At 47.3% G+C, this 19,653-nt stretch carries 19 protein-coding genes and 1 tRNA gene; 10 read left to right on the plus strand and 10 right to left on the minus strand.

The window, feature by feature from the left end:
• Positions 1-157: 157 nt before the first annotated feature.
• Together NG795_RS15225 and NG795_RS15230 are read right to left on the minus strand one after the other, a co-directional pair.
• Complete coding sequence (locus NG795_RS15225) at positions 158-706, minus strand: Uma2 family endonuclease (RefSeq protein ID WP_367289507.1); 549 nt, start codon at positions 704-706, stop codon at positions 158-160.
• Between the two features lie 6 nt (positions 707-712).
• On the minus strand, positions 713-1,042 hold the full coding sequence (locus NG795_RS15230; protein WP_367289508.1) for a hypothetical protein: 330 nt from the start codon (positions 1,040-1,042) through the stop codon (positions 713-715).
• Between the two features lie 133 nt (positions 1,043-1,175).
• Between NG795_RS15230 and NG795_RS15235 the strand changes: the two genes are divergently transcribed.
• Positions 1,176-2,006, plus strand: coding sequence for an alpha/beta hydrolase (locus NG795_RS15235; RefSeq protein ID WP_367289509.1), 831 nt, complete (start codon positions 1,176-1,178; stop codon positions 2,004-2,006).
• Positions 2,007-2,211: 205 nt separating this feature from the next.
• Entirely contained in the window at positions 2,212-2,841 is a 630-nt protein-coding gene (locus tag NG795_RS15240) for a precorrin-8X methylmutase (RefSeq protein WP_015148597.1), read from the plus strand.
• 32 nt (positions 2,842-2,873) lie between these two features.
• Here the strand turns inward: NG795_RS15240 and NG795_RS15245 are convergent, their stop codons facing one another.
• Together NG795_RS15245 and dapB are read right to left on the minus strand one after the other, a co-directional pair.
• The gene (locus tag NG795_RS15245) at positions 2,874-3,566 is read right to left on the minus strand and encodes a DUF8619 family protein (RefSeq protein WP_367289510.1); all 693 of its coding nucleotides are present in this window, start codon (positions 3,564-3,566) and stop codon (positions 2,874-2,876) included.
• 162 nt (positions 3,567-3,728) lie between these two features.
• Positions 3,729-4,556, minus strand: coding sequence for a 4-hydroxy-tetrahydrodipicolinate reductase (gene dapB, locus NG795_RS15250; protein ID WP_367289511.1), 828 nt, complete (start codon positions 4,554-4,556; stop codon positions 3,729-3,731).
• A gap of 336 nt (positions 4,557-4,892) precedes the next feature.
• Between dapB and NG795_RS15255 the strand changes: the two genes are divergently transcribed.
• The 3 genes from NG795_RS15255 to ruvC all read left to right on the plus strand — a co-directional run bounded on the left by NG795_RS15255 (position 4,893) and on the right by ruvC (position 9,799).
• A complete protein-coding gene (locus NG795_RS15255) occupies positions 4,893-7,592 on the plus strand; it encodes an EAL domain-containing protein (protein ID WP_367289512.1) in 2,700 nt (899 codons plus the stop codon).
• Between the two features lie 547 nt (positions 7,593-8,139).
• Complete coding sequence (gene bchI, locus NG795_RS15260; protein WP_367289513.1) at positions 8,140-9,231, plus strand: magnesium chelatase ATPase subunit I; 1,092 nt, start codon at positions 8,140-8,142, stop codon at positions 9,229-9,231.
• Positions 9,232-9,298: 67 nt separating this feature from the next.
• Entirely contained in the window at positions 9,299-9,799 is a 501-nt protein-coding gene (gene ruvC, locus NG795_RS15265) for a crossover junction endodeoxyribonuclease RuvC (protein ID WP_367289514.1), read from the plus strand.
• A 91-nt stretch (positions 9,800-9,890) separates the two neighbouring features.
• Here the strand turns inward: ruvC and NG795_RS15270 are convergent, their stop codons facing one another.
• From NG795_RS15270 to NG795_RS15285, 4 genes are all read right to left on the minus strand, one after another.
• Entirely contained in the window at positions 9,891-11,210 is a 1,320-nt protein-coding gene (locus NG795_RS15270) for a nucleoside recognition domain-containing protein (RefSeq protein WP_367289515.1), read from the minus strand.
• 74 nt (positions 11,211-11,284) lie between these two features.
• Positions 11,285-11,875 carry an FHA domain-containing protein gene (locus NG795_RS15275; protein WP_367289516.1) on the minus strand — a complete coding sequence of 197 codons (591 nt, stop codon included), beginning with the start codon at positions 11,873-11,875 and terminating at the stop codon, positions 11,285-11,287.
• A 560-nt stretch (positions 11,876-12,435) separates the two neighbouring features.
• Complete coding sequence (locus NG795_RS15280; protein WP_367289517.1) at positions 12,436-12,726, minus strand: DUF7219 family protein; 291 nt, start codon at positions 12,724-12,726, stop codon at positions 12,436-12,438.
• Between the two features lie 40 nt (positions 12,727-12,766).
• On the minus strand, positions 12,767-12,907 hold the full coding sequence (locus NG795_RS15285; protein WP_367289518.1) for a hypothetical protein: 141 nt from the start codon (positions 12,905-12,907) through the stop codon (positions 12,767-12,769).
• Between the two features lie 252 nt (positions 12,908-13,159).
• Between NG795_RS15285 and NG795_RS15290 the strand changes: the two genes are divergently transcribed.
• From NG795_RS15290 to NG795_RS28505, 4 genes are all read left to right on the plus strand, one after another.
• Positions 13,160-14,002 (plus strand): prohibitin family protein, encoded by an 843-nt coding sequence (locus NG795_RS15290; RefSeq protein ID WP_367289519.1) that lies wholly within the window; start codon positions 13,160-13,162, stop codon positions 14,000-14,002.
• Positions 14,003-14,116: 114 nt separating this feature from the next.
• Positions 14,117-15,451, plus strand: a complete 1,335-nt coding sequence (locus NG795_RS15295; protein ID WP_367289520.1) for a cytochrome P450 — start codon at positions 14,117-14,119, stop codon at positions 15,449-15,451.
• Positions 15,452-15,718: 267 nt separating this feature from the next.
• Positions 15,719-16,714, plus strand: a complete 996-nt coding sequence (locus NG795_RS15300) for an IS630 family transposase (protein ID WP_367289521.1) — start codon at positions 15,719-15,721, stop codon at positions 16,712-16,714.
• Complete coding sequence (locus NG795_RS28505) at positions 16,695-16,862, plus strand: DUF8778 family protein (protein ID WP_495855882.1); 168 nt, start codon at positions 16,695-16,697, stop codon at positions 16,860-16,862. Before NG795_RS15300 ends, NG795_RS28505 begins: the two co-directional genes overlap by 20 nt.
• Before the next feature lie 105 nt (positions 16,863-16,967).
• Here the strand turns inward: NG795_RS28505 and NG795_RS15305 are convergent.
• Positions 16,968-17,048, minus strand: a tRNA-Leu gene (locus NG795_RS15305).
• A gap of 71 nt (positions 17,049-17,119) precedes the next feature.
• On the minus strand, positions 17,120-18,070 hold the full coding sequence (locus NG795_RS15310; protein ID WP_367289522.1) for a DNA polymerase III subunit delta': 951 nt from the start codon (positions 18,068-18,070) through the stop codon (positions 17,120-17,122).
• A gap of 75 nt (positions 18,071-18,145) precedes the next feature.
• Between NG795_RS15310 and NG795_RS15315 the strand changes: the two genes are divergently transcribed.
• Positions 18,146-19,459, plus strand: a complete 1,314-nt coding sequence (locus NG795_RS15315) for an FAD-binding oxidoreductase (RefSeq protein WP_367289523.1) — start codon at positions 18,146-18,148, stop codon at positions 19,457-19,459.
• The last annotated feature ends 194 nt before the right edge of the window (positions 19,460-19,653 follow it).

Below are 19,653 nucleotides of genomic sequence, written 5' to 3' on the forward strand. Positions count from 1 at the left end.
GGTTAAAACCCCCGCCTAACCAATCAAGTCGGTTAAAACCGACTGCAAGAAACTCTTATAAGTTCATGTTTTTAGTCGGTTTTAACCGACTTTAGCTATTAGGCGGGGGTTTTAACCCCCGCCGGTTGTTGCTTGCTTACCCGTCGGGTATTGCCACTCACACAATAATTTCTGAAACCGCAATGGAAATATCAGGAAATGCAACCGGAGTGATTTCCCCCTCCGTAAAAGTCATTTTAGAACCATATTCCCCATCCCGAGGGGTTCTAAAAATAATCAGTTCACGACGCTTCAAATTGACTAACCAGTATTCAGGGATTCCCGCTTCGGCATAGATGTGATATTTTAGGTTTGCATCTTTTTCCAGGCTGGTATTGGCATACTCAATCACCCAAAATATTTGGTCAGGATAGGGATGATGTTGCAGATAAACTCGTCCCAAACGCTGCACAATAGCTAAATCCGGTTCGGGTTCTGAATTGTTCGGGAGGGTAATCGGTTTGGCATGACGAACTAGGGCTTGCTCACCCAATAAACGGGCCAGATAATCCCCAGCTTCTGTACTAAAATAAGCGTGGGCTTCTCCTTCTGGGGACCTTTCTACAATTTCTCCATGCAGCAGTTCCACCGGGCGATCGTCGAGTAATCCGATGTCCACCATGCGATGATAGTCTTCAATTGTCCATTTAGCCAGAGAGATGGTCATCTTGAGTTATCCTTTGACACCAAATAACGCATCATCCTGCATGGTAACATTGGGGACAATGGCAAGCAAATCCCGGAGAATGTCAAGCTGCGATCGCGCTTCGATGGTTTCCAAAGTTTCTAACATGACGCTCATAGAAACAGGGAAACCAGGGGTATCCGGATGGAGGGGTAAGATAACTGCCACCGCATTACCTAGGTTGATTTCTTTCCGCCAAATGATTGCTTTCTGGGGAATATACTGTTGTTGCTGCCAACCGCGATCGCTCAGATAAGCAGCAACTTGTGACGGTTGCAGAGTTTGAAGGATATCAATATCTTTGATTGTGACTTTCATAATGTTTTTCCTCGGGCAATCCGTATTTTTTATTTGATGATAAACTCTAGCATTGGATGATATTTTATAATTATAGCATTGGGCTGTTGATCGCCTGCTCAAAAGCTCCTTTATAACTGGGCTGCTGTAATTTATGAATCCTAAGCTGAAGCATCTTCTGATTGGCGAGTTCTCGGTCAAGCGGTTGGTTAAGTCGCTCCTGTTTGTTTATGTCTCCATTGGTATTTATGGCTACTTCTTTTCCGAACGGATGATATTTATCCCCCAACCCGCTTCCTATTCTCAACTGCCGGGGATGCGGATGTTGACTTCGGCGAATGAGAAGCAAATTGCAGCGGTTTATTTAGCAAATCCTCAAGCAGACTATACGATTCTCTATAGTCATGGCAATGCGGAGGATTTAGGAGATGTTTTGCCGGTTTTGACTGAATTCCAGACGATTGGGTTTTCGGTGTTGAGTTTTGATTATCAAGGGTATGGAATTTCTGAGGGGAATCCCACGGAACGGAGGGCGGTTCAGGATATAGAGGCGGCTTATTTTTATTTAACGGAAACCCTGAAGATTCCGCCAGAGCGGATTATTGTTTATGGGCGATCGGTGGGTGGGGGACCGGCGCTGGAGTTGGCAGTGCGCTATCCGGTGGGGGGATTGGTGGTGGAAAGTTCGTTTACTTCTATTTTTAGAACGGTGACTCGAATTCCAATTTATCCCGTGGATAAGTTTAATAATATTCGGAATATTCAACGGGTGAATTGTCCGGTGTTGGTGATTCATGGGACTAAGGATGAGGTGATTCCCTTTTGGCATGGGGAGGCATTGTTTGCGGCGGCAGCGGAACCGAAGCAGGCGCTGTGGGTGGAGGGTGCTGGACATAATGATTTAATCTCGGTGGCAGGCGATCGCCATTCTGCGGCCCTCCTGGGGTTTGTGGCGTTGCTGGAGGGGAACGAACCGGCAGAGTGAACCCGAGTTAAGCTCTAGGGCCGAAAATCCGGTCCCGCGAAACCAAAACGGAGCTATTGGTAGAAGGGCGATCGACTGGTATGATTGTGCTGGCTAAGGGAAATAGCACACTCTTTGCGCGATCGCTCTTTTAGGCTGTCCCGAAACCGGGATAAACTAGGGCGATTCAGTTTGAAAATTAATGATTCATCACAAAACGCTCAAGATGGAATGGCACGGTAGCGATGCTCAGAGTCTGGCAATTATTGACCGGGAAATCGGGGATCACATTTTCTCCCCGGCGGAGTATGAGATTGTGCGGCGCGTCATTTATGCCACCGCCGATTTTGAATATAAATCCCTGATTCGCTTTTCTGAACAAGCGCTCCAGGCGGGTGCGGCAGCGTTGGCGGCACGCTCAACGATTGTGGTGGATGTGCCGATGGTGCAAGTTGGCATTTCCCCCCACATCCAAAACACCTTTGCCAATCCGGTTTACTGTTCGATGGATGCGCTCACCCGTCCTCAAAAAGAGAAAACCCGTGCTGCCTGGGGCATCGAAACCCTCGCTAAACGCTATCCTGAAGGCATTTTCATCCTGGGTGAGGCCCAAACTTCCCTGACAACCCTAGTGGAGTTAATCGAAGCGGAGGAAATTCGTCCTGCTTTAGTGATTGGGACTCCTGCCGGGTTTGTCGGGGTGGATGCAGCAAAGGCGAGACTGAATGACTCGATGATTCAAAATATCCGGGTGGATGGACGCAAAGGGAGTGCGGTGGTTGCGGTTGCTATTTTAAATGGATTGGTAGATTTGGCATGGCAAGCGTATGGACAGGAAGGACGGGGAATGATTTGAGGATGAATTAGAGACTTTATAGTCCTCAATCTCTACCTAAATTCTTCTCGGCGGACTTTTTTTCTGCGGGGTCGCGGTTGATTTAATGCTTCCATTTCTTGGCTGATTTCTACAAATAAATCCCGGCGTAAATAGGGGTAATCACTAATCCAAAAGTCAATCCGGGGGAGGTAAATATCCGAGACTTTGGCGATGCGTCCGAGGTCCGGACGGTTGGACATGACTACCATTTCGGCCATATCTCCCGGGGCGATCGCCTTATGTTCTTTCCGCAGGGGAACCAGCACTCGCGTACTAAACCCAGTTTCGTCACCGACTTCTAAATTCAGTCTGCGTTCGCGGTTTTCCAAAATCACCAGTTCTCCCCGGGGACTGACGGTTTCTTTTGTGCCGACGACTTCTTCGGTGACAAAGACATCCCAAACTTCTCCTCGCCAAAATCCACTGTATTTATAACGCCGACATTGGTAGTTTTCTCGGGAGGCGGAGGCGATGGGTCCCCATAACCAATAAAGACCGAAGATGATGCCAATAATTAATAAAAAAGGTCGCCAGTTGTCGGGAAGTGCATTGGCGGTTAGGGTCAGCAGTCCAATTCCCGCCACGGAAATCAGGACGCGCTTTAAAATTTTGTCAATTTTGCCACCATAATAGGCATATTGCGCGCCGGTGGCAATGCCGGGAATGAGTTGTTCAAAGGTTTCACGGGTTAAGGGAATTAGCATTGTTAATCCGGTTCAGAATGGGTTGATTTATCAAAGATAAAGGCAAGAAACTGTTCGAGAAAGTTAGGGAAATTCAGGGCAGTTTTAGAGGTAATCCTCGTGAGGGGCTGCTGCCCCCTCACGAGGAAAAGCCCCCAAGAGGAAAACTGATAGAAAAAGCACTTACAAGAGTTTTTCTAGGCCATAAACGAGGGTTTTGAGTTGGAGAATTTTGCGAATAGAGAGCAAGACTCCGGGCATATAACAGGCCCGATCGCTGGTGTCGTGACGGAGAGTATAAACTTGACCCGGGGCACCAAAAATCACCTCTTGGTGAGCGATTAAACCCGGGAGGCGGATACTATGAATGCGAATCCCTTCTCCCGCATCACTCCCTCGGGCCCCGGCAATTTTTTCCGTTTCTTTAACCTGGGGAGGATTAAAGGTTTTACCCATTTCTGCTAACATTTGAGCGGTTTGAATGGCGGTCCCGCTGGGGGCATCTGCCTTTTGGTTGTGGTGGAGTTCGATGATTTCCACATGATCAAAATGTTGCGAGGCGGCGATCGCCGCTTGTTGTAACAAGACCATGCCAATGGAAAAGTTGGGAATAATGGCACAACCTATGCTCGATTTTTCCGCAAAAGCAGCGAGTTCTTGAATCTGTTGCGGACTCATGCCGGTGGTGCCAATCACAGGGCGGATCCCGTAGGCGATCGCCGCCCGGGTATTTTCATAAACCGAGTTGGGATGGGTAAAATCTACCATCACCGCTGATTGCTTTTCCTGCAATGCCATCCCCAGGGTGCCTTCCAGGTCATTTAAAACCGGAATTTCTAAAGGTCCGCATCCGATGACTTCCCCAATATCTTGACCCAGATATTCAGGATTGCGATCGACTGCCCCTACTAAAATCATATCTGGAGCCTCAGAAACCGCTTGAACGACTTCACGGCCCATTTTGCCCCCAGCGCCATTGACGACAACTGGAATCGGAAGTTGATTTGCCATACTTTAATAAAGTCCCCTGGAACTAGATGAGGGAATTTTACCCCGCTTCGGGGGAATCTCCATATCGATACTATAGTAAGGCGGAGTGGGAGTTGCCCGGTTGAGATTGCCGTGCGGATTGAACCTTGAGCCATTTTAATCCCGGGGGTGGGTGGATCTTAAGTTAAGGTGGGCCGTTGACAATCTAGGGCAGGAAAGGCAGGATCAAGAGGAGCGGAATTTAGACCGGAATAGACTCTACAACTGACTCAGAATGCGGCCAAACCGGATTGAGCCGATCGCTCCTTTTCCCTTGCTCCTCCATCCTCCTTTTAACCACTTTTTTAACCAATAACGGTGCTTGATAAATTTTCTCGCCAAGTCAACTCGTTGGTATCTGGGGTTTATGAACAGATTGCCAAAATCAAGCTCAATCGGGTGCATACCCCTGTCAGTTCCGTGACCCTTGCCATTGCCGTTGCGATCGGACTCGTTCTCACCATTCGAGAAACCGGCGGGTTTCAACCCTTAGAACTGGTCACATACGATTGGATGATGCGAAATCGCTGGTATAATCCGGGACTCGATGACCGATTATTACTGGTAAAAATTACCGAAACCGATATCCAAACTCAACAAAAATGGCCGCTTTCCGATCGCATTGTCGCCCGAGTTTTGGATGAAATCGCCAAATTGGAACCGGCAGTGATTGGGTTGGATTTGTATCGGGATGTCCCCCAGTCCCCGGGTCATCAAGACCTGCGTTTGCAACTCCAATCCCTGGATAACGTAATTGGCATTACTAAACTTTCTGATGCTCAGGAACCCGGAGTTCCCGCCCCACCTCATCTCCCCTCAGAGGCAGTAGGATTTAATGATATTGTCAATGATCCCGATGGCATTGCCCGTCGAAATTTACTTTTTGCCCAGGACCAAGAGGGAAATACTTTTTACTCCTTTGCCTTGCGGGTCACTCTCAAATATCTGAGCGATCGCGACATTGCGATCGACAATAGTCCCACCCATCCCCAGGGAATTGTCTTAGGAAAGGCCCACATCACGCAGTTAGAGTCTCATTCTGGAGGGTATCAAACCATTGATGCTGAGGGGTATCAAATTCTCCTCAACTATCGATCTCCCGGTTCGATTTCTCAAGAAGTGACCCTCAACCAAGTCTTAAATCGTGAAGTTGATCCCAGTTGGATCAAAGATAAAATTGTTTTAATTGGTACCACCGCATCCAGCGAAAAAGATTTATTTTTTACCCCCTATGGCATCAAAACGGAAACAGAAACCTTTAAAATGCCCGGGGTGAGATTACACGCCCAAATGGTGAGTCAACTCCTGAGTAGCGCCCTGGATGGTAAGCCAATTTTTTGGTTTTTACCCAACTGGATGGAAATTGTATGGATTATCAGTTGTGGTGTCATCGGAGGACTGGTCCCTTGGCAGATTCAACATCCCCTTAAACTGGGATTTAGGATTATCCTCGGGGTTGGGGGAATTATCGTCATGGGATTTGGGCTGTTTCACTGGGGTGCATGGATTCCGATGGCTGCTCCGACGGTGGCCTTTACGATCGCCCTTCTGGGAGTTGTTGCCTCAAAATTACTCTATACCGCCTTTCATGATGACTTGACCGGACTGCCGAATCGCGCCTCATTCATGAATGAACTGGACCGCGCCTATCGGCGATCGCAACCGAAGACTCTGCCCTTTTTCCTAACATTAGGAAAGTCCACCCAAACCGTTCCAAACACAAAAGTTCCTGTTGTCTCTTTAGACTCTAAATTTACCCCCGTACCCCGGTTATTAGCAGTATTATTCCTGGATTTAGACCGATTTAAAATTATCAATGATGGACTCGGCCATGAGATGGGGGATCTGCTGCTAATTGCGATCGCCGAACGAATCCAGACCCTGATGCGCCAACCCAGGACCGATGGCATTGAGGCAGTCACCCTCGCCCGAGTCGGAGGGGATGAATTTGCCATTCTCCTCGACAATCTCTATCATTCCGAAGATGCCATCCATCTTGGCGAATCCCTCTACCACCAAATTGCCCGACCCTTTACCCTGAAAGGTCAACCCATCTATACCACCGCCAGCATTGGGATGGCCCTAGGTCGGGCCGATGACTCCCGCAATTTATTACGAGATGCTCACACCGCCATGTATCGCGCCAAAGCGTTGAGCAAAGCTCGCCCTCAAGTCTTTGAAAGCGCCATGCAAAACAACGCCGTGGCCCGATTTCAGCTAGAAACCGACCTCCGGCGCGCCATTAATGCCGGGGCGACCCCAGTCAATGGCAAGATTGAATCTGAGTTTTTGGTCTATTATCAACCCTTGGTTGATTTAAAATCCGGTAAAATTACTGGATTTGAAGCCCTCGTGCGTTGGCAACATCCGGAACGGGGTTTAGTCTTTCCCGGTGAATTTATCCCCGTTGCCGAGGAAACGGGTTCAATCGTGCCATTAGGTGAATTAGTCCTCGTGATTGCCTGTTGGCAAATTTGCAAATGGCAACAAGAATTTCCCCAGTCTCCCCCCTTAATGGTGAGTGTAAATCTCTCGGGAAAACAGTTTGCTCAACCCAATTTAATTGAAGTCATCAAACGAACCTTAGACCAAACCCATCTTGATCCAACTTGTTTGAAGTTAGAAATAACCGAAAGTGTGGTGATGGATGAGGTAGAGTTGGCGATCGAGATGCTGTCTCAAATGAAAGCTTTAAATTTAAAGTTAGGCATTGATGATTTTGGCACCGGGTATTCCTCCTTGAGTTATTTGCACCGTTTTCCCACGGATACCTTGAAAGTCGATCGGTCCTTTGTGATGCGGATGGTGGAAGGGGACCAAAATTCAGCCATTGTTAAAACGATTATTGCCCTCGCCCATAATTTAAAAATGGACGTGATTGCTGAAGGGGTGGAAACAGCAGAACAATTAGCCCAATTGCGATCGCTCGGCTGTGAATGTGGTCAAGGGTACTTTTTCGCGAAACCCTTACCGGCAGAACAAATTGAAGCCCTATTAAAATCCAACCCCACCTGGTAATCCCACCCAGTCCCCCGTTCAACGTCCCGACTTCAGTCGTTTCTTTTTCCCCCGTTCAACGTAACGACTTCAGTCGTTTCTTTCTTAAGTTCAACGTCCCGACTTCAGTCGTTTCTTTCTTAAGTTCAACGTCCCGACTTCAGTCGTTTCTTTCTTAAGTTCGTAATCCCCTACAAACCAATTGGTGGTCGCAGTCCCCTACGAACCCGGAAACGACTGAAGTCGTTACTACAAACGAAGAGAACGACTGAAGTCGTTACTACAAACGAAGAGAACGACTGAAGTCGTTACTACAAACGAAGAGAACGACTGAAGTTGTTACTACAAACGAAGAGAACGACTGAAGTCGTTACTACAAACGGGGGAAACGACTGAAGTCGGGACGTTGAACAGTTAAGAACGACTGAAGTCGGGACGTTGAACACCGGATCACGACTGGGGGTGATGACCTAGGACCCCCAAGACCGATCGCAAAAGGACAGACAAGGGGGGTTAAACAATGGCACAATGAGAAACGCCATAAACAGATAGAAATATAGGTAAAGTCGTGAGTCCGATTGCCCAAGCTATTCCAACTCAACCCGCGATCGCGCGGCGTGCTGTGTTTCCCTTTACTGCTATTGTGGGGCAGGAAGAAATGAAACTGGCATTGCTGCTGAATGTCATTGACCCCAAGATTGGCGGGGTGATGATTATGGGCGATCGCGGCACTGGCAAGTCTACTACCATCCGTGCCTTAGCTGATCTGCTGCCAGAAATTGAAGTGGTGGCAGATGACCCCTTCAACAGTCATCCCTCGGATCCTGAACTGATGAGTGATGTGGTCCGCGATCGCGCCTCTCGGGGGGAAACGTTACCCTTGATGCAGCGCAAGGTGCAAATGATTGACCTCCCTCTCGGTGCCACAGAGGACCGGGTTTGTGGAACCATTGATATTGAAAAAGCCCTCTCAGAAGGGGTAAAAGCCTTTGAACCGGGTTTGTTAGCCAAAGCCAATCGCGGTATCCTCTATGTGGATGAAGTCAACCTCCTCGATGATCACCTCGTGGATGTCTTATTAGATTCCGCTGCTTCGGGATGGAATACCGTTGAACGGGAAGGGATTTCCATTCGTCACCCGGCGCGATTTGTGTTGGTGGGCTCCGGTAACCCGGAAGAAGGAGAACTCCGTCCCCAATTGCTCGATCGCTTCGGGATGCACGCCGAAATCCGCACGGTGAAAGAACCCGCTTTACGGGTGAAAATCGTTGAAGAACGCTCAGGATTTGACCAAAATCCTCAAACCTATTTGCAACAACACGAAACGGAACAACAAGCGTTACAGCAAAAGCTGATTGACGCTCAAAACCTGTTACCTTCGGTGAATTTGGATTATGAAATGCGTGTTCAAATTTCCCAAGTTTGTTCTGAGTTGGATGTGGATGGGTTGCGCGGAGATATTGTCACCAACCGCGCTGCCAAGGCGATCGCTGCTTTAGAAGGTCGCACAGAAGTTACCCTCGATGATATTAGCCGGGTGATTACCCTCTGTCTACGTCACCGCTTACGCAAAGACCCCTTAGAATCCATTGATAGTGGTTATAAGGTTCAAAAAGTCTTTAGTAGTGTCTTTGGTGTAGAAATGCCAACCGAAGGTTAAATCGGTGTAGTGGCGCTAGGGTGAAGTTCATCAGAAAAGCCCTCAAGCGCCTCTACATCCAACCGTTATGGAAAAGCGAATTTTAGGATTAGATCCCGGTTTAGCTACATTAGGATTTGGGGCGATCGCCGCTCAAACCGGAGGCACCGGCAGAAGTCGCAGCGAAACCGTTTCTCTGCTGGATTTTGGCATTATTCAAACTCCCGCCAAGACGGACCTCGGTCAGCGGTTATGTACGATTTATGAAGATATGCACGCCCTAATTGAGCAATTTAAACCTGACTTAGTGGCAGCGGAAAAATTGTTCTTTTATCGCATGGGAAATACCATTTTAGTGGCCCAAGCGCGAGGGATAATTTTACTGGTGGTAGCGCAACATCAATTACCCTTAGTTGAATATACTCCTGCACAAATTAAACAAGGCATTACCGGCTATGGCAATGCGGATAAATATGATGTGCAACAAGCGGTAGCTAGAGAGTTGAATTTAGAAACCATTCCCAAACCTGATGATGCAGCCGATGCCTTAGCTGTAGCCTTAACCGCCTGGTTTCAAATGGAACATTAAGAGGAATTTGCTGATAATTAAGGGAGATTTAGTATAATCACGCCTGAACCCGAGATTCCGGGGCGATCGCCCGGATCTCAAGGCAGAAGTCTCAGAACGTGAGATGACAAATCAGCAAAGAGGCGAGCATTCCCGTCACATCGGCTAACAGCGCAGCCGGTAAGGTGTGGCGGGTTCGGCTCACTCCTATACTACCAAAATAAACCGCCATCACATAAAAGGTGGTTTCTGTGGAACCTTGCATGGTAGAAACTAAGTAAGACAAAAATCCATCGGGGTCATTCTCCACAATTTCTGACATTACCCCAAATGCGCCACTGCCAGATAAAGGACGAATCAGTGCCATCGGTAAGGCTTCCGGTGGCATGGCAATCAAGTTGGTGACGGGGGATAAAACTGCCGTCATCACATCCAATGCGCCACTGGTGCGAAACATCCCGATCGCCACAAAAATTGCCACCAGAAATGGGATAATTCTCACAGCAATATCAAACCCTTCTTTCGCACCTTCGGTTAACACTTCATAGACTTTCACTCCCCGAAAGTAGCCAATCAGTAGGAAGCTACAAATCACCAAAGGTAACAACCCATTAGAAATTGCCTCAATGATTTGGGTGGTTGCCAATCCGGCAGTTCCGGTGATGGTTAAGCGATAGAGAATTGCACCAAAAAATAGCACAATTAACCCGCCAAAGAATAAGCGTCCCACCAGTCCCGGGGGTTCTAAGGGTTCAATCGGTTGGGCATATTCTGCGGGTTCTAAAGGGGTATCCGCGTCCGATTCTGGGGCATTTATCGGGGAATTTGGGGCAAAGTCTTGGTTACGATGGGCGAGGAATTTAGCGGCTACAATAGCTACAGTGGTGGAAGCAAACGTGGCAACAATCGAGGGAATAATGATAGCACCTGGATTGCTGGCCCCAGCAGAGGCCCGCACGGCGATCGCCCCAATGGGTAAAATGGTGACTGAGGAGGTGTTAATGGCTAAAAATAAGCACATGGCATTGGTGGCAGTGCCTGGGTCCGGATTCAGCCGATTCAGTTCCTTCATCGCCTTGAGTCCAATGGGAGTGGCGGCATTGCCTAACCCCAAGGCATTGGCGGAGATATTTAAGATAATGGCAGACATCGCCGGATGATCCGGGGGAATATCGGGAAACAGTCGGATCATCAAGGGACGAATCCCTCGGGCGATCGCCTCCATGAGTCCCGCCACTTCCACCACCCGCAAAATTCCCAACCACAAGGCTAACGCCCCAATTAACCCGATCGCCAAGGTAACCGCATTCGCTGCCGACTCAAATGCCGCTTCTGTCAGTTCCGGCAGAGTCCCACGCATTGCTGCTACGACGGTAGACCCTACCATCAGAAACAGCCAAATGCTATTGAGGGGAGATTCAGATTTTTTCACAGACTTTTCACCGGGAAAGTTTCCGAGTTATGGTAGCATTAGCGACCCAACGCGATGAACCCATCTCTCTCCCGTCAATCCGCATGAGTTGACATCAAAACGCTATTGGCCGAGTCCAAAGATGTGCCACACCAGGGACAACCAAAATCGAGCAGTTTATAATGAGAAATCTTCTGACAATTCGGACATTTTAAACCATAGGTTGGAAGCGGTTTGCGGTCCAAGCGACGGCGTAGGGGTTGACTGAAGGAGGGTTCGCTATCATCATCCTCTGGGGTAGAAACGGCGAAAGTCCGGTCCAAGCGAGGGTCAATCGCAATGACTTTGAGTTTGACTTGTCCCAAACAAATGATGCTTCCTGGGGTTAACATCGTCTCACCCTGGGTCAAAATTTGCCCATCCACTTTAGAAGGATTGCTGGGTCGCAGATTTCTCAGATAAAAATGACTTTTCTGGGAGTCATAAAAGATTTCAACGTGCAACCCAGATACCGTCGGATGAAGCAAAACGATATCGCAGCGGGTGGGATCGCGACCGATCCGGACGGTCCCGGGATTTTTGCTCGGTTGCTTATCCCATAAGGTTTGAGTTCTGAACTCACCGGCTTCAATCCACTTTAGGGTTAGTTCATGCATAGCGATCGCAAGTTTCCATAGTAGCAGCACCTGTTTTCCGCCCCTGACTCGGGAAGATTTCTTTATTATCTAGCTTTTTTCGATCCAGCGGCAAGTATAGAAGCACACCATTCGACGGATCCCTTCTCCTTTGTCCGTTTTCACAGAAAAGGTAGGAAGTTCACAGCGATTTCGAGTTTTGTACAGAAACGATTGAGTTTTGGCCCACATCAGGCCAAGAAACTCGGTTTCCCCTCGTCTGCACCGGCTGCCGATGCTGTGAGCTGTTTTCCGGTTGATCACTTCTGTTGAAACTGTACCTGGTTACCTCCCTCGATGGAGTAGGTTTAACGAATCTTCATACTTGCGATCGCCTTCGGTTCCTGTGTGAGCATCAGTGGTCTTTTCCTTCCTAGAGCATCGGTAGCAAAGGAGAGATCAAGGACCAGAAACCGGATTTTTGGCTCAAATTCGCTGCAAATTTCGCAGAATTTTTGCAAAAAAACCCGGTTTCTAACCTTTTCCTGGGTCACCCGGGCGAATCGCCATTGAGTCGCACCCCTTGACCCATTTACCCGTCCCGATGAGCCTGAAAAATTACCCTAATTTCCCTAGGGGACCGTCTCACTCAAATCCTCCCATAGGGTATTCATCTTGGCAAAAGCATCTTCTAAAGAAATTTTTCCACCCGTTGCCAAACTACTGAGGATACTGACGCGATTACTAAATTTTTGCAAATTTTGATGAAAAATCAATTGTTCTGCGTCCCGATTTCCGTGAGAATGATTGGGGGAATCAATAAATTGGAAATGAGCTGTCATGGCAGAACCCTCCCATCGCTGATTATTAACAGCGATCGCTTCTTGAATATTGTTATTATCTCCTAGAAACTCCAACGGCACAGCGATCGCCTGAACCTTCTAGCTGCGATCGTCATCAAATCTAGCCGTGACCCAAATCTGGCCGGAGTGCGATCGCGATCGCACGCCGTAGGACCTGTGGGAAAAACGCGGCGATCGCCTCCATGACTCCCTCGGGTTCCCCTGACCCCGCAACCCTTGCCCACTGCCACAGTCCCGGCATAGGTCAAGTTTCATAACATTTTATAACATTTAGAACCCATTTCTTAAATTGCCGTTTAGGATTTAAAGAGTGAATGAATCTGGAGCAAAGTTCGGGAGAACCCTGTCCGATGGCCCATTCTTCCTCGCTTTAATCTCCAGAGTAGACCCATCCGGACGCAACTGGTTAATACCTTAAGTCAAATTTCCTAACCGTTCGGAATCGAGTCTTGAATAGAAACCGATAGCTTCACCCTCATCAAGGTTAATTCCCATGAAAGCTAAAACCAGTTATTCTTACGACGCCAAGACCCTTTTTTGGATTACCGGGTCAGTCATTGGGGCAATATTTTTTTTAATCTTAGCCGTCAATTTAAAGCCCTTTGTGATTATCAACGCTGGGGAACGCGGCGTTGTCATGAAATTTGGAAAAGTCCAGGAAGGCATCCTGGATGAAGGGATTCACGGAATTATTCCCTTAGTCACTCGCGTGGAAACCCTCAGCGTTCGAGTCCAAAAAGACGAACTTAAAGCCGATGCTGCTTCTAAAGATTTACAGTATGTAACCATCAACGTTGCCCTCAATTGGCGCGTGGATGCCACTCAAGTGAATACGGTTTATCAGACCATTGGCGATGAAACTCAAATTGTAAATCTGATTATTTCTCCCGCCGTTTCTGAAGTCGTTAAAGCAGCTACGGCTAAAAACAATGCTGAAGAAATCATCACCCGACGCCGGGAGTTAAAAGAAGAAAGTGATAGCGATATTCGGCAAAGGCTGGCTAGTTATGGCGTTTTGGTTGATGATATTTCGTTAGTGAATATTGAATTTTCTCCCGAATTTGCCAAAGCCATTGAAGCCAAACAAATCGCTGAACAAGAAGCCCGACGAGCTTCGTTTATTGCCCAAAAAGCCGAACAAGAAGCAATTGCTGATATTAATCGGGCCAAAGGTCAAGCTGAAGCCCAACGCTTGTTACGAGAAAACCTAACTCCATCAATTCTCCAAAAAGAAGCCATTGAAAAGTGGAATGGACAGTTTCCAATGGTGATGGGTGGTAATGGAGCATTGCCTTTTATTAATATTACCCCGCCTGCTTCTACGGCTAATCCCTAACTCTAAAGGAGGCGGGAAAGGTCATCAATTCGCCTAACAAGATTGAGTCGGGTTTCACTTTCGGGCTCTCCAGTGTCAAAATAGAGGCGGAGTAATTTAGAGACAGCCAAACCCATGACTTCCAACGAGACCCGGCGATCGCTTCCCCTCCCTCCTGGAAAATTCGGATTACCCGTGATTGGGGAAACCCTGAGCTTTTTCGGCGATCGCGACTTCAACGACAAGCGTCAAAACCAATATGGGTTAATTTACAAAACCCACATTTTCGGACAACGAACTGTCATCATGAGCGGTTCAGAAGCGAATCGCTTTTTATTCACCCATGACAATAGCTATTTTACCTCCACTTGGCCTTATAGTACCCGCACCTTACTCGGTCCCCAATCCCTCGCCACTCAAAGCGGCAATGAACATACCAGTAGAAGGCGCTTAATGGCGCAGGCATTTCTTCCCAAGGCGATCGCCGGATATCTTCCCGGCATGGAACAAATCACCGATCGCTATCTCAAACAATGGGAAACCCCAGGAGAAATGACCTGGTATCCGGAACTCAGAACCTATATGTTTGACATTGCCAGCACTGTATTAATTGGCACAGAAACCGGATCCGAAACTGCCTATCTCAGCCAAATTTTTAAAACCTGGTGTGAGGGATTATTTTCTATTCCCATTAATCTCCCATGGACCCAATTTGGAAAAGCCCTGCGCTGCCGAACCTTGCTCCTAGAAAAAATTGAAGAAATTGTCCGCCGCCGTCAACAAGAAACCGGCCCAAGAACTGATGCGCTCGGCTTACTTTTAGCCGCCCAAGATGAAGAGGGAAATGGATTAACCTTAGATGAACTCAAAGACCAAGTATTGCTCCTCCTCTTTGCCGGTCATGAAACCCTAACCTCCGCCCTTTCTTCCTTCTGTCTCTTGCTGGCACAACATCCCCAAGTCATCACCAAACTGCGAGAGGAGCAGCAAAAAGTAGGCTTTACAGGGTCTCTCACGATGGAGATGCTCAAAGAAATGGCTTACTTAGAGCAGGTTATTAAAGAAGTGCTACGATTAATCCCCCCCGTAGGTGGGGCATTTCGCAGGGTGGTCAAATCTTGTGAATTTAATGACTATCAAATTCCCGAAGGTTGGATGGTTTGGTATCAGATTAATACCACCCATCAAGATAGTTCAATTTATCCCAATCCCAAAGAATTTGACCCGGAGCGCTTCCGTGCAGACCGGGCAGAAGAAAAGCAAAAAGCCTTTGGATTTATCCCTTTTGGCGGAGGGGCGCGAGAATGTGTAGGAAAGGCATTTGCAATGTTAGTATTGCGGGTCTTTGGAACCCATTTAGTCCACGGTTATGACTGGGAATTATTACCCGACCAAAACTTAGAATTAATCACCGTACCCACCCCCTCTCCTCGGGATGGATTGCGGGTCAAGTTTAAACGAAGAGGATAGAATGGGAGGGAGTTAAAAAGTTAAAGGAGTAGGGTGGGCACTGCCCACATAGCTGTTCGGACGGGGCATTGCCCACCCTACAATTGCTCAAATCTTGAGTTGATGCAGTTTTAAAATTTGTAGACACAATGACCCCCAAGCATACCCGTAGCCGATTTATTAATAATATTCTCTTAAGCGGTCATGCAAAATAAATTGCATATTTTATAATTTTGAGGTAAAATCAGTAATTTAGACATAAATATGCATAGACAAGGAGAATAATCTATGAAATTTATAAATTTATATCCCGAAACTGAAAAAATGCTAGAAAGAATTTATCACAATAGCCAGCATCATAAAGTTAGGCAAAGAGCTCATTGCATTCTTTTAAGTTATAGAGGCTTTAAAATGGAAAAGTTATTAGAAATTTTCAAAATAAGTCGTCGAACTTTACAATATTGGTTTCAACGCTGGGAGCAAAACAAATTAACCGGGTTGTATGACCAACCGGGAAGAGGAAGAAAAGCCAAGTTAACACCTCCCCAAAAACAGCAAGTTAAGGAGTGGGTAAAAGCAGAACCAAAAGACTTAAAAAGGGTCATAAACCAAGTTCAAGACTCATGGGGAATTAAAGTCAGCAAAGACACGATAAAACGAATATTAAAAAAGTTAGGTATGACCTGGAGAAGAATGAAGAGAGGATTGGCTGGAAGTCCCTTTGAATGGGAATATGAGTTCAAACTGGAAAAATTAAAAGAATTAAAAGAGTTAGATAAGAATGGAGAAATCGACTTGAATTTTTTAGATGAATCAGGGATGTCTTTGACGCCTTCACTACCTTACGGATGGCAAGATAAAGCAGAGAAGATTATTCTTCCAAGTTCTTCCAGTAAAAGGTTGAATGTATTGGGAGTAATGAATCGACGGAATGAATTAAAGTATGAAACATATTCTGGAAATCTAAACAGCGAAAAACTGATTAAGTTTTTAGATAAATTTAGTGAAAACTTAACCCAAAAAACTGTCGTAGTAATGGACCAAGCCTCAATTCACACCAGTAACGCAGTTCTAGGAAAACTAGAAGAATGGAAGACCAAGAACCTGGAGCTATTTTGGTTGCCTCCGTATTCACCTGAACTAAATTTAATTGAAATTTTATGGAAATTTCTCAAATATGAATGGATTAAAATAGAAGCTTATAAAAGCTGGCAAAATTTAGTTGATTATGTGACTAATGTCCTCGATAATCTGGGAAAAGAATATGCAATTAATTTTGCATGACTGCTTACAACAAAAACAAAATCGGTTGAGTAGAGAGCTTGCAGATGCTTATCGAGAACAAAGTAATGACCTCGAATTTCAACAAGAGGTCTTAATTTGGGACGTTACTGTAAGCGACGGTTTAAATGCCTCACCGCAGTTTCAATGATCCACAAGGCGAAATCTGGTGGGTGGATCTTCAGCCCGTTAGGTTAGGCCAAAATAAAAGAGTTTACAACTTTTTCTAATCTGTCAACTCTTGTTCATAATAGAGTGCGGACGGGGAGACTCGAACTCCCACATCAAAGACACTAGAACCTAAATCTAGCGCGTCTACCAATTCCGCCACGTCCGCATAAGTTCATCTTAGCAGAGGTTGCCTTCTTGCACAAGCATTTTGTGCCAACCCCCAAAAATCTCGGTTCCTCATCCCTTCATCCCCATGAGGGTGACTTCCCAGACGAGGCGGGGACTGGCATAACTCAGCAGATAGCGTCTGGCGCGATCGAGGAGATGGAGGGGGTTGGCATTGAAGGTCCCTCGCTGTTGGGACGATAACCAGTACGCTTGTTGCAGATATTCAATCAGCCAGAGTTGGGACTCGGTATCCAGACTGCGATCGATTTCTTTGGCAATTTCTAATGCTTGTTTGGTGGAGAGGGAGGGTTTCAGGGGTTTTTCCAGAAGTTCTGCCGGGATTTCCTGGAGTTTTTCCCAACAGGCGATCGCCGTTCCGGGAGACCCCTGCGCCATTGCCAATACTGCGGGATTCTCCAAAATCTGCGGGTATCCCACGGTTGCCAACACTTCCCCCATCTGTGCATCAGTGAGGCGATAAAAAGGAATTCGCTGACATCGAGAGACTAAGGTGGGAAGCAGAGAATCAATTCCCGGTGCAATTAAAATGATACTCGCTCGTCCCGGTTCTTCGAGGGTTTTTAGCAATCCATTGGCAGCACTTTCTTTCATGGTTTGTGCCTCTTCTAGGACCACCACCTTCCGGAGGGCCTCTAAAGGATGGCGTCCCAAAAATTCCCCGATTTGACGGATTTGTTCAAGACGAATTTGCGGGGGGGATTTGCGCTTAAACCCAGTTGCTGCCGCTTCTGTGGCAGTGAGCATTTTGCCTTTATCCAGATAGGTGGGTTCTATCCAGAGTAAATCCGGGTGATTTTCCAGTTTGCGGGTGGATGGCGGGGTTGCGCCTGGGTTTCTGGCGGTGAGGAGGAGTTCGAGGAAATACCGCGCTGCCAAACTTCGACCCACACCGGGAGCACCAGCAAAGAGGTAGGCGGGTGCAATGCGATCGCGATAGACTGCCTGATTCAGGAGTTCGATAGCTTGGGGTTGTCCGATGAGTTTAGCAAAAACAGTCATAAATTTTAGTTTTTAAAATTTAGATGGGAGAGTGCAAAGATAGTAAGAGATGTCCTAGGGTTCAACCGTTCTATCATGTCAGCGATCGCCCAAACTTTATCCAGTATTCTTGGTTCCGACAGCGTTATCGAGTGGCAAAATCTCGATTCTGACACCCAACAGCGTTTGTGTCGCGCTTTTCCTGAGTCTTCCCTTCCCCATTGCATTGCCTATCCTTCAACTCAAGCAGAATTAGTTGAGGCGATCGCCGCTATTGCTGCAAGTCGCTGTGCCTTCGTCCCTGCTGGGTCCTTGAGTAAAATCGATTGGGGTGGAGTTCCCTCGGGAGTGCAGGTGATTTTGAGCACCGCACGTCTGAATCGCCTGATTGAACACGCTGTTAATGATTTAACGGTGACGGTAGAAGCGGGGATGACTCTCGCCTCATTACAATCTATTCTGGCTGATTCGGGTCAGTTTTTGGCTTTAGATCCAGCTTATGGCGATCGCGCTACATTAGGAGGAATTGTTGCCACTGGGGATACTGGCAGTTGGCGACAACGGTATGGGGGAGTGCGCGATCAACTGTTGGGGGTTTCCTTCGTGCGATCGGATGGGGAGTTGGCGAAGGCAGGGGGTCGCGTCGTCAAGAATGTGGCGGGATATGACTTGATGAAATTATTCACCGGGTCTTACGGCACATTAGGGATGATTTGTCAAGTCACGTTTAGAGTTTATCCTCAAGCGGAGGCATCGGGGACGGTGATGTTGTCTGGGGATACGGGTGCGATCGCCTCTGCGAGTCAAACGTTACTCGGTTCGGCCCTCACGCCGACAGCAGCGGATTTGTTGTCACCGGGATTGGTGAAGCAACTGGGCAGAGGGGACGAGATCGGATTGCTAGTGCGCTTTCAAAGTGTAGCAGAAAGTGTGCAAGAACAATTGGCGCGGTTGATGGCGGTGGGGGAAACGTTAGGATTAAAGGGGACTTGTCATACTCAGAAGGACGAGGCGGATTTATGGCAAGGATTGAGAGAACGAATGCAACCGGATGGCACAGAAGAGGCGATCGGCTGCAAAATAGGAGTACGTCCTACAGAAGCGGTGGCAGCTTTATCGAAATTTGCGGCACTTTCTGAGGGTAGTGGGTTAGGTCAAATTCATCTTAGTAGTGGGTTGGGTTGGTTGCGGTTTCCAGAGGGGACGGTGAAAGAGTCGGTTTTATCGATGCGGCAATTCTGTCAATCTTCTGGGGGATTTTTGAGTGTGATGGTTGCACCGATTTCCGTTAAAAATCAGGTCGATGTTTGGGGGTATCAGGGAAATGCTCTTGAGGTGATGCGAAAGCTTAAGCAGCAGTTTGATTCAGATAATATTTTAAGTCCTCATCGATTTATTGGGGGAATTTAATTGGTATTAAGGTGTCATTCCCTCGTTCGTAGTGACGACTTCAGTCGTCTCCGGGTGAAGCATGAGTGTTTGTAGTGACGACTTCAGTCGTCTCCGGGTGAAGCATGAGTGTTTGTAGTAACGACTTCAGTCGTTTCCGGGTTAAACATGAGTTAGGAGAAGTCATGAAATTTTGGGATTGATGAAGAAGGGGA

It is taken from the genome of Laspinema palackyanum D2c (assembly GCF_025370875.1).
GTDB lineage: Bacteria > Cyanobacteriota > Cyanobacteriia > Cyanobacteriales > Laspinemataceae > Laspinema > Laspinema palackyanum.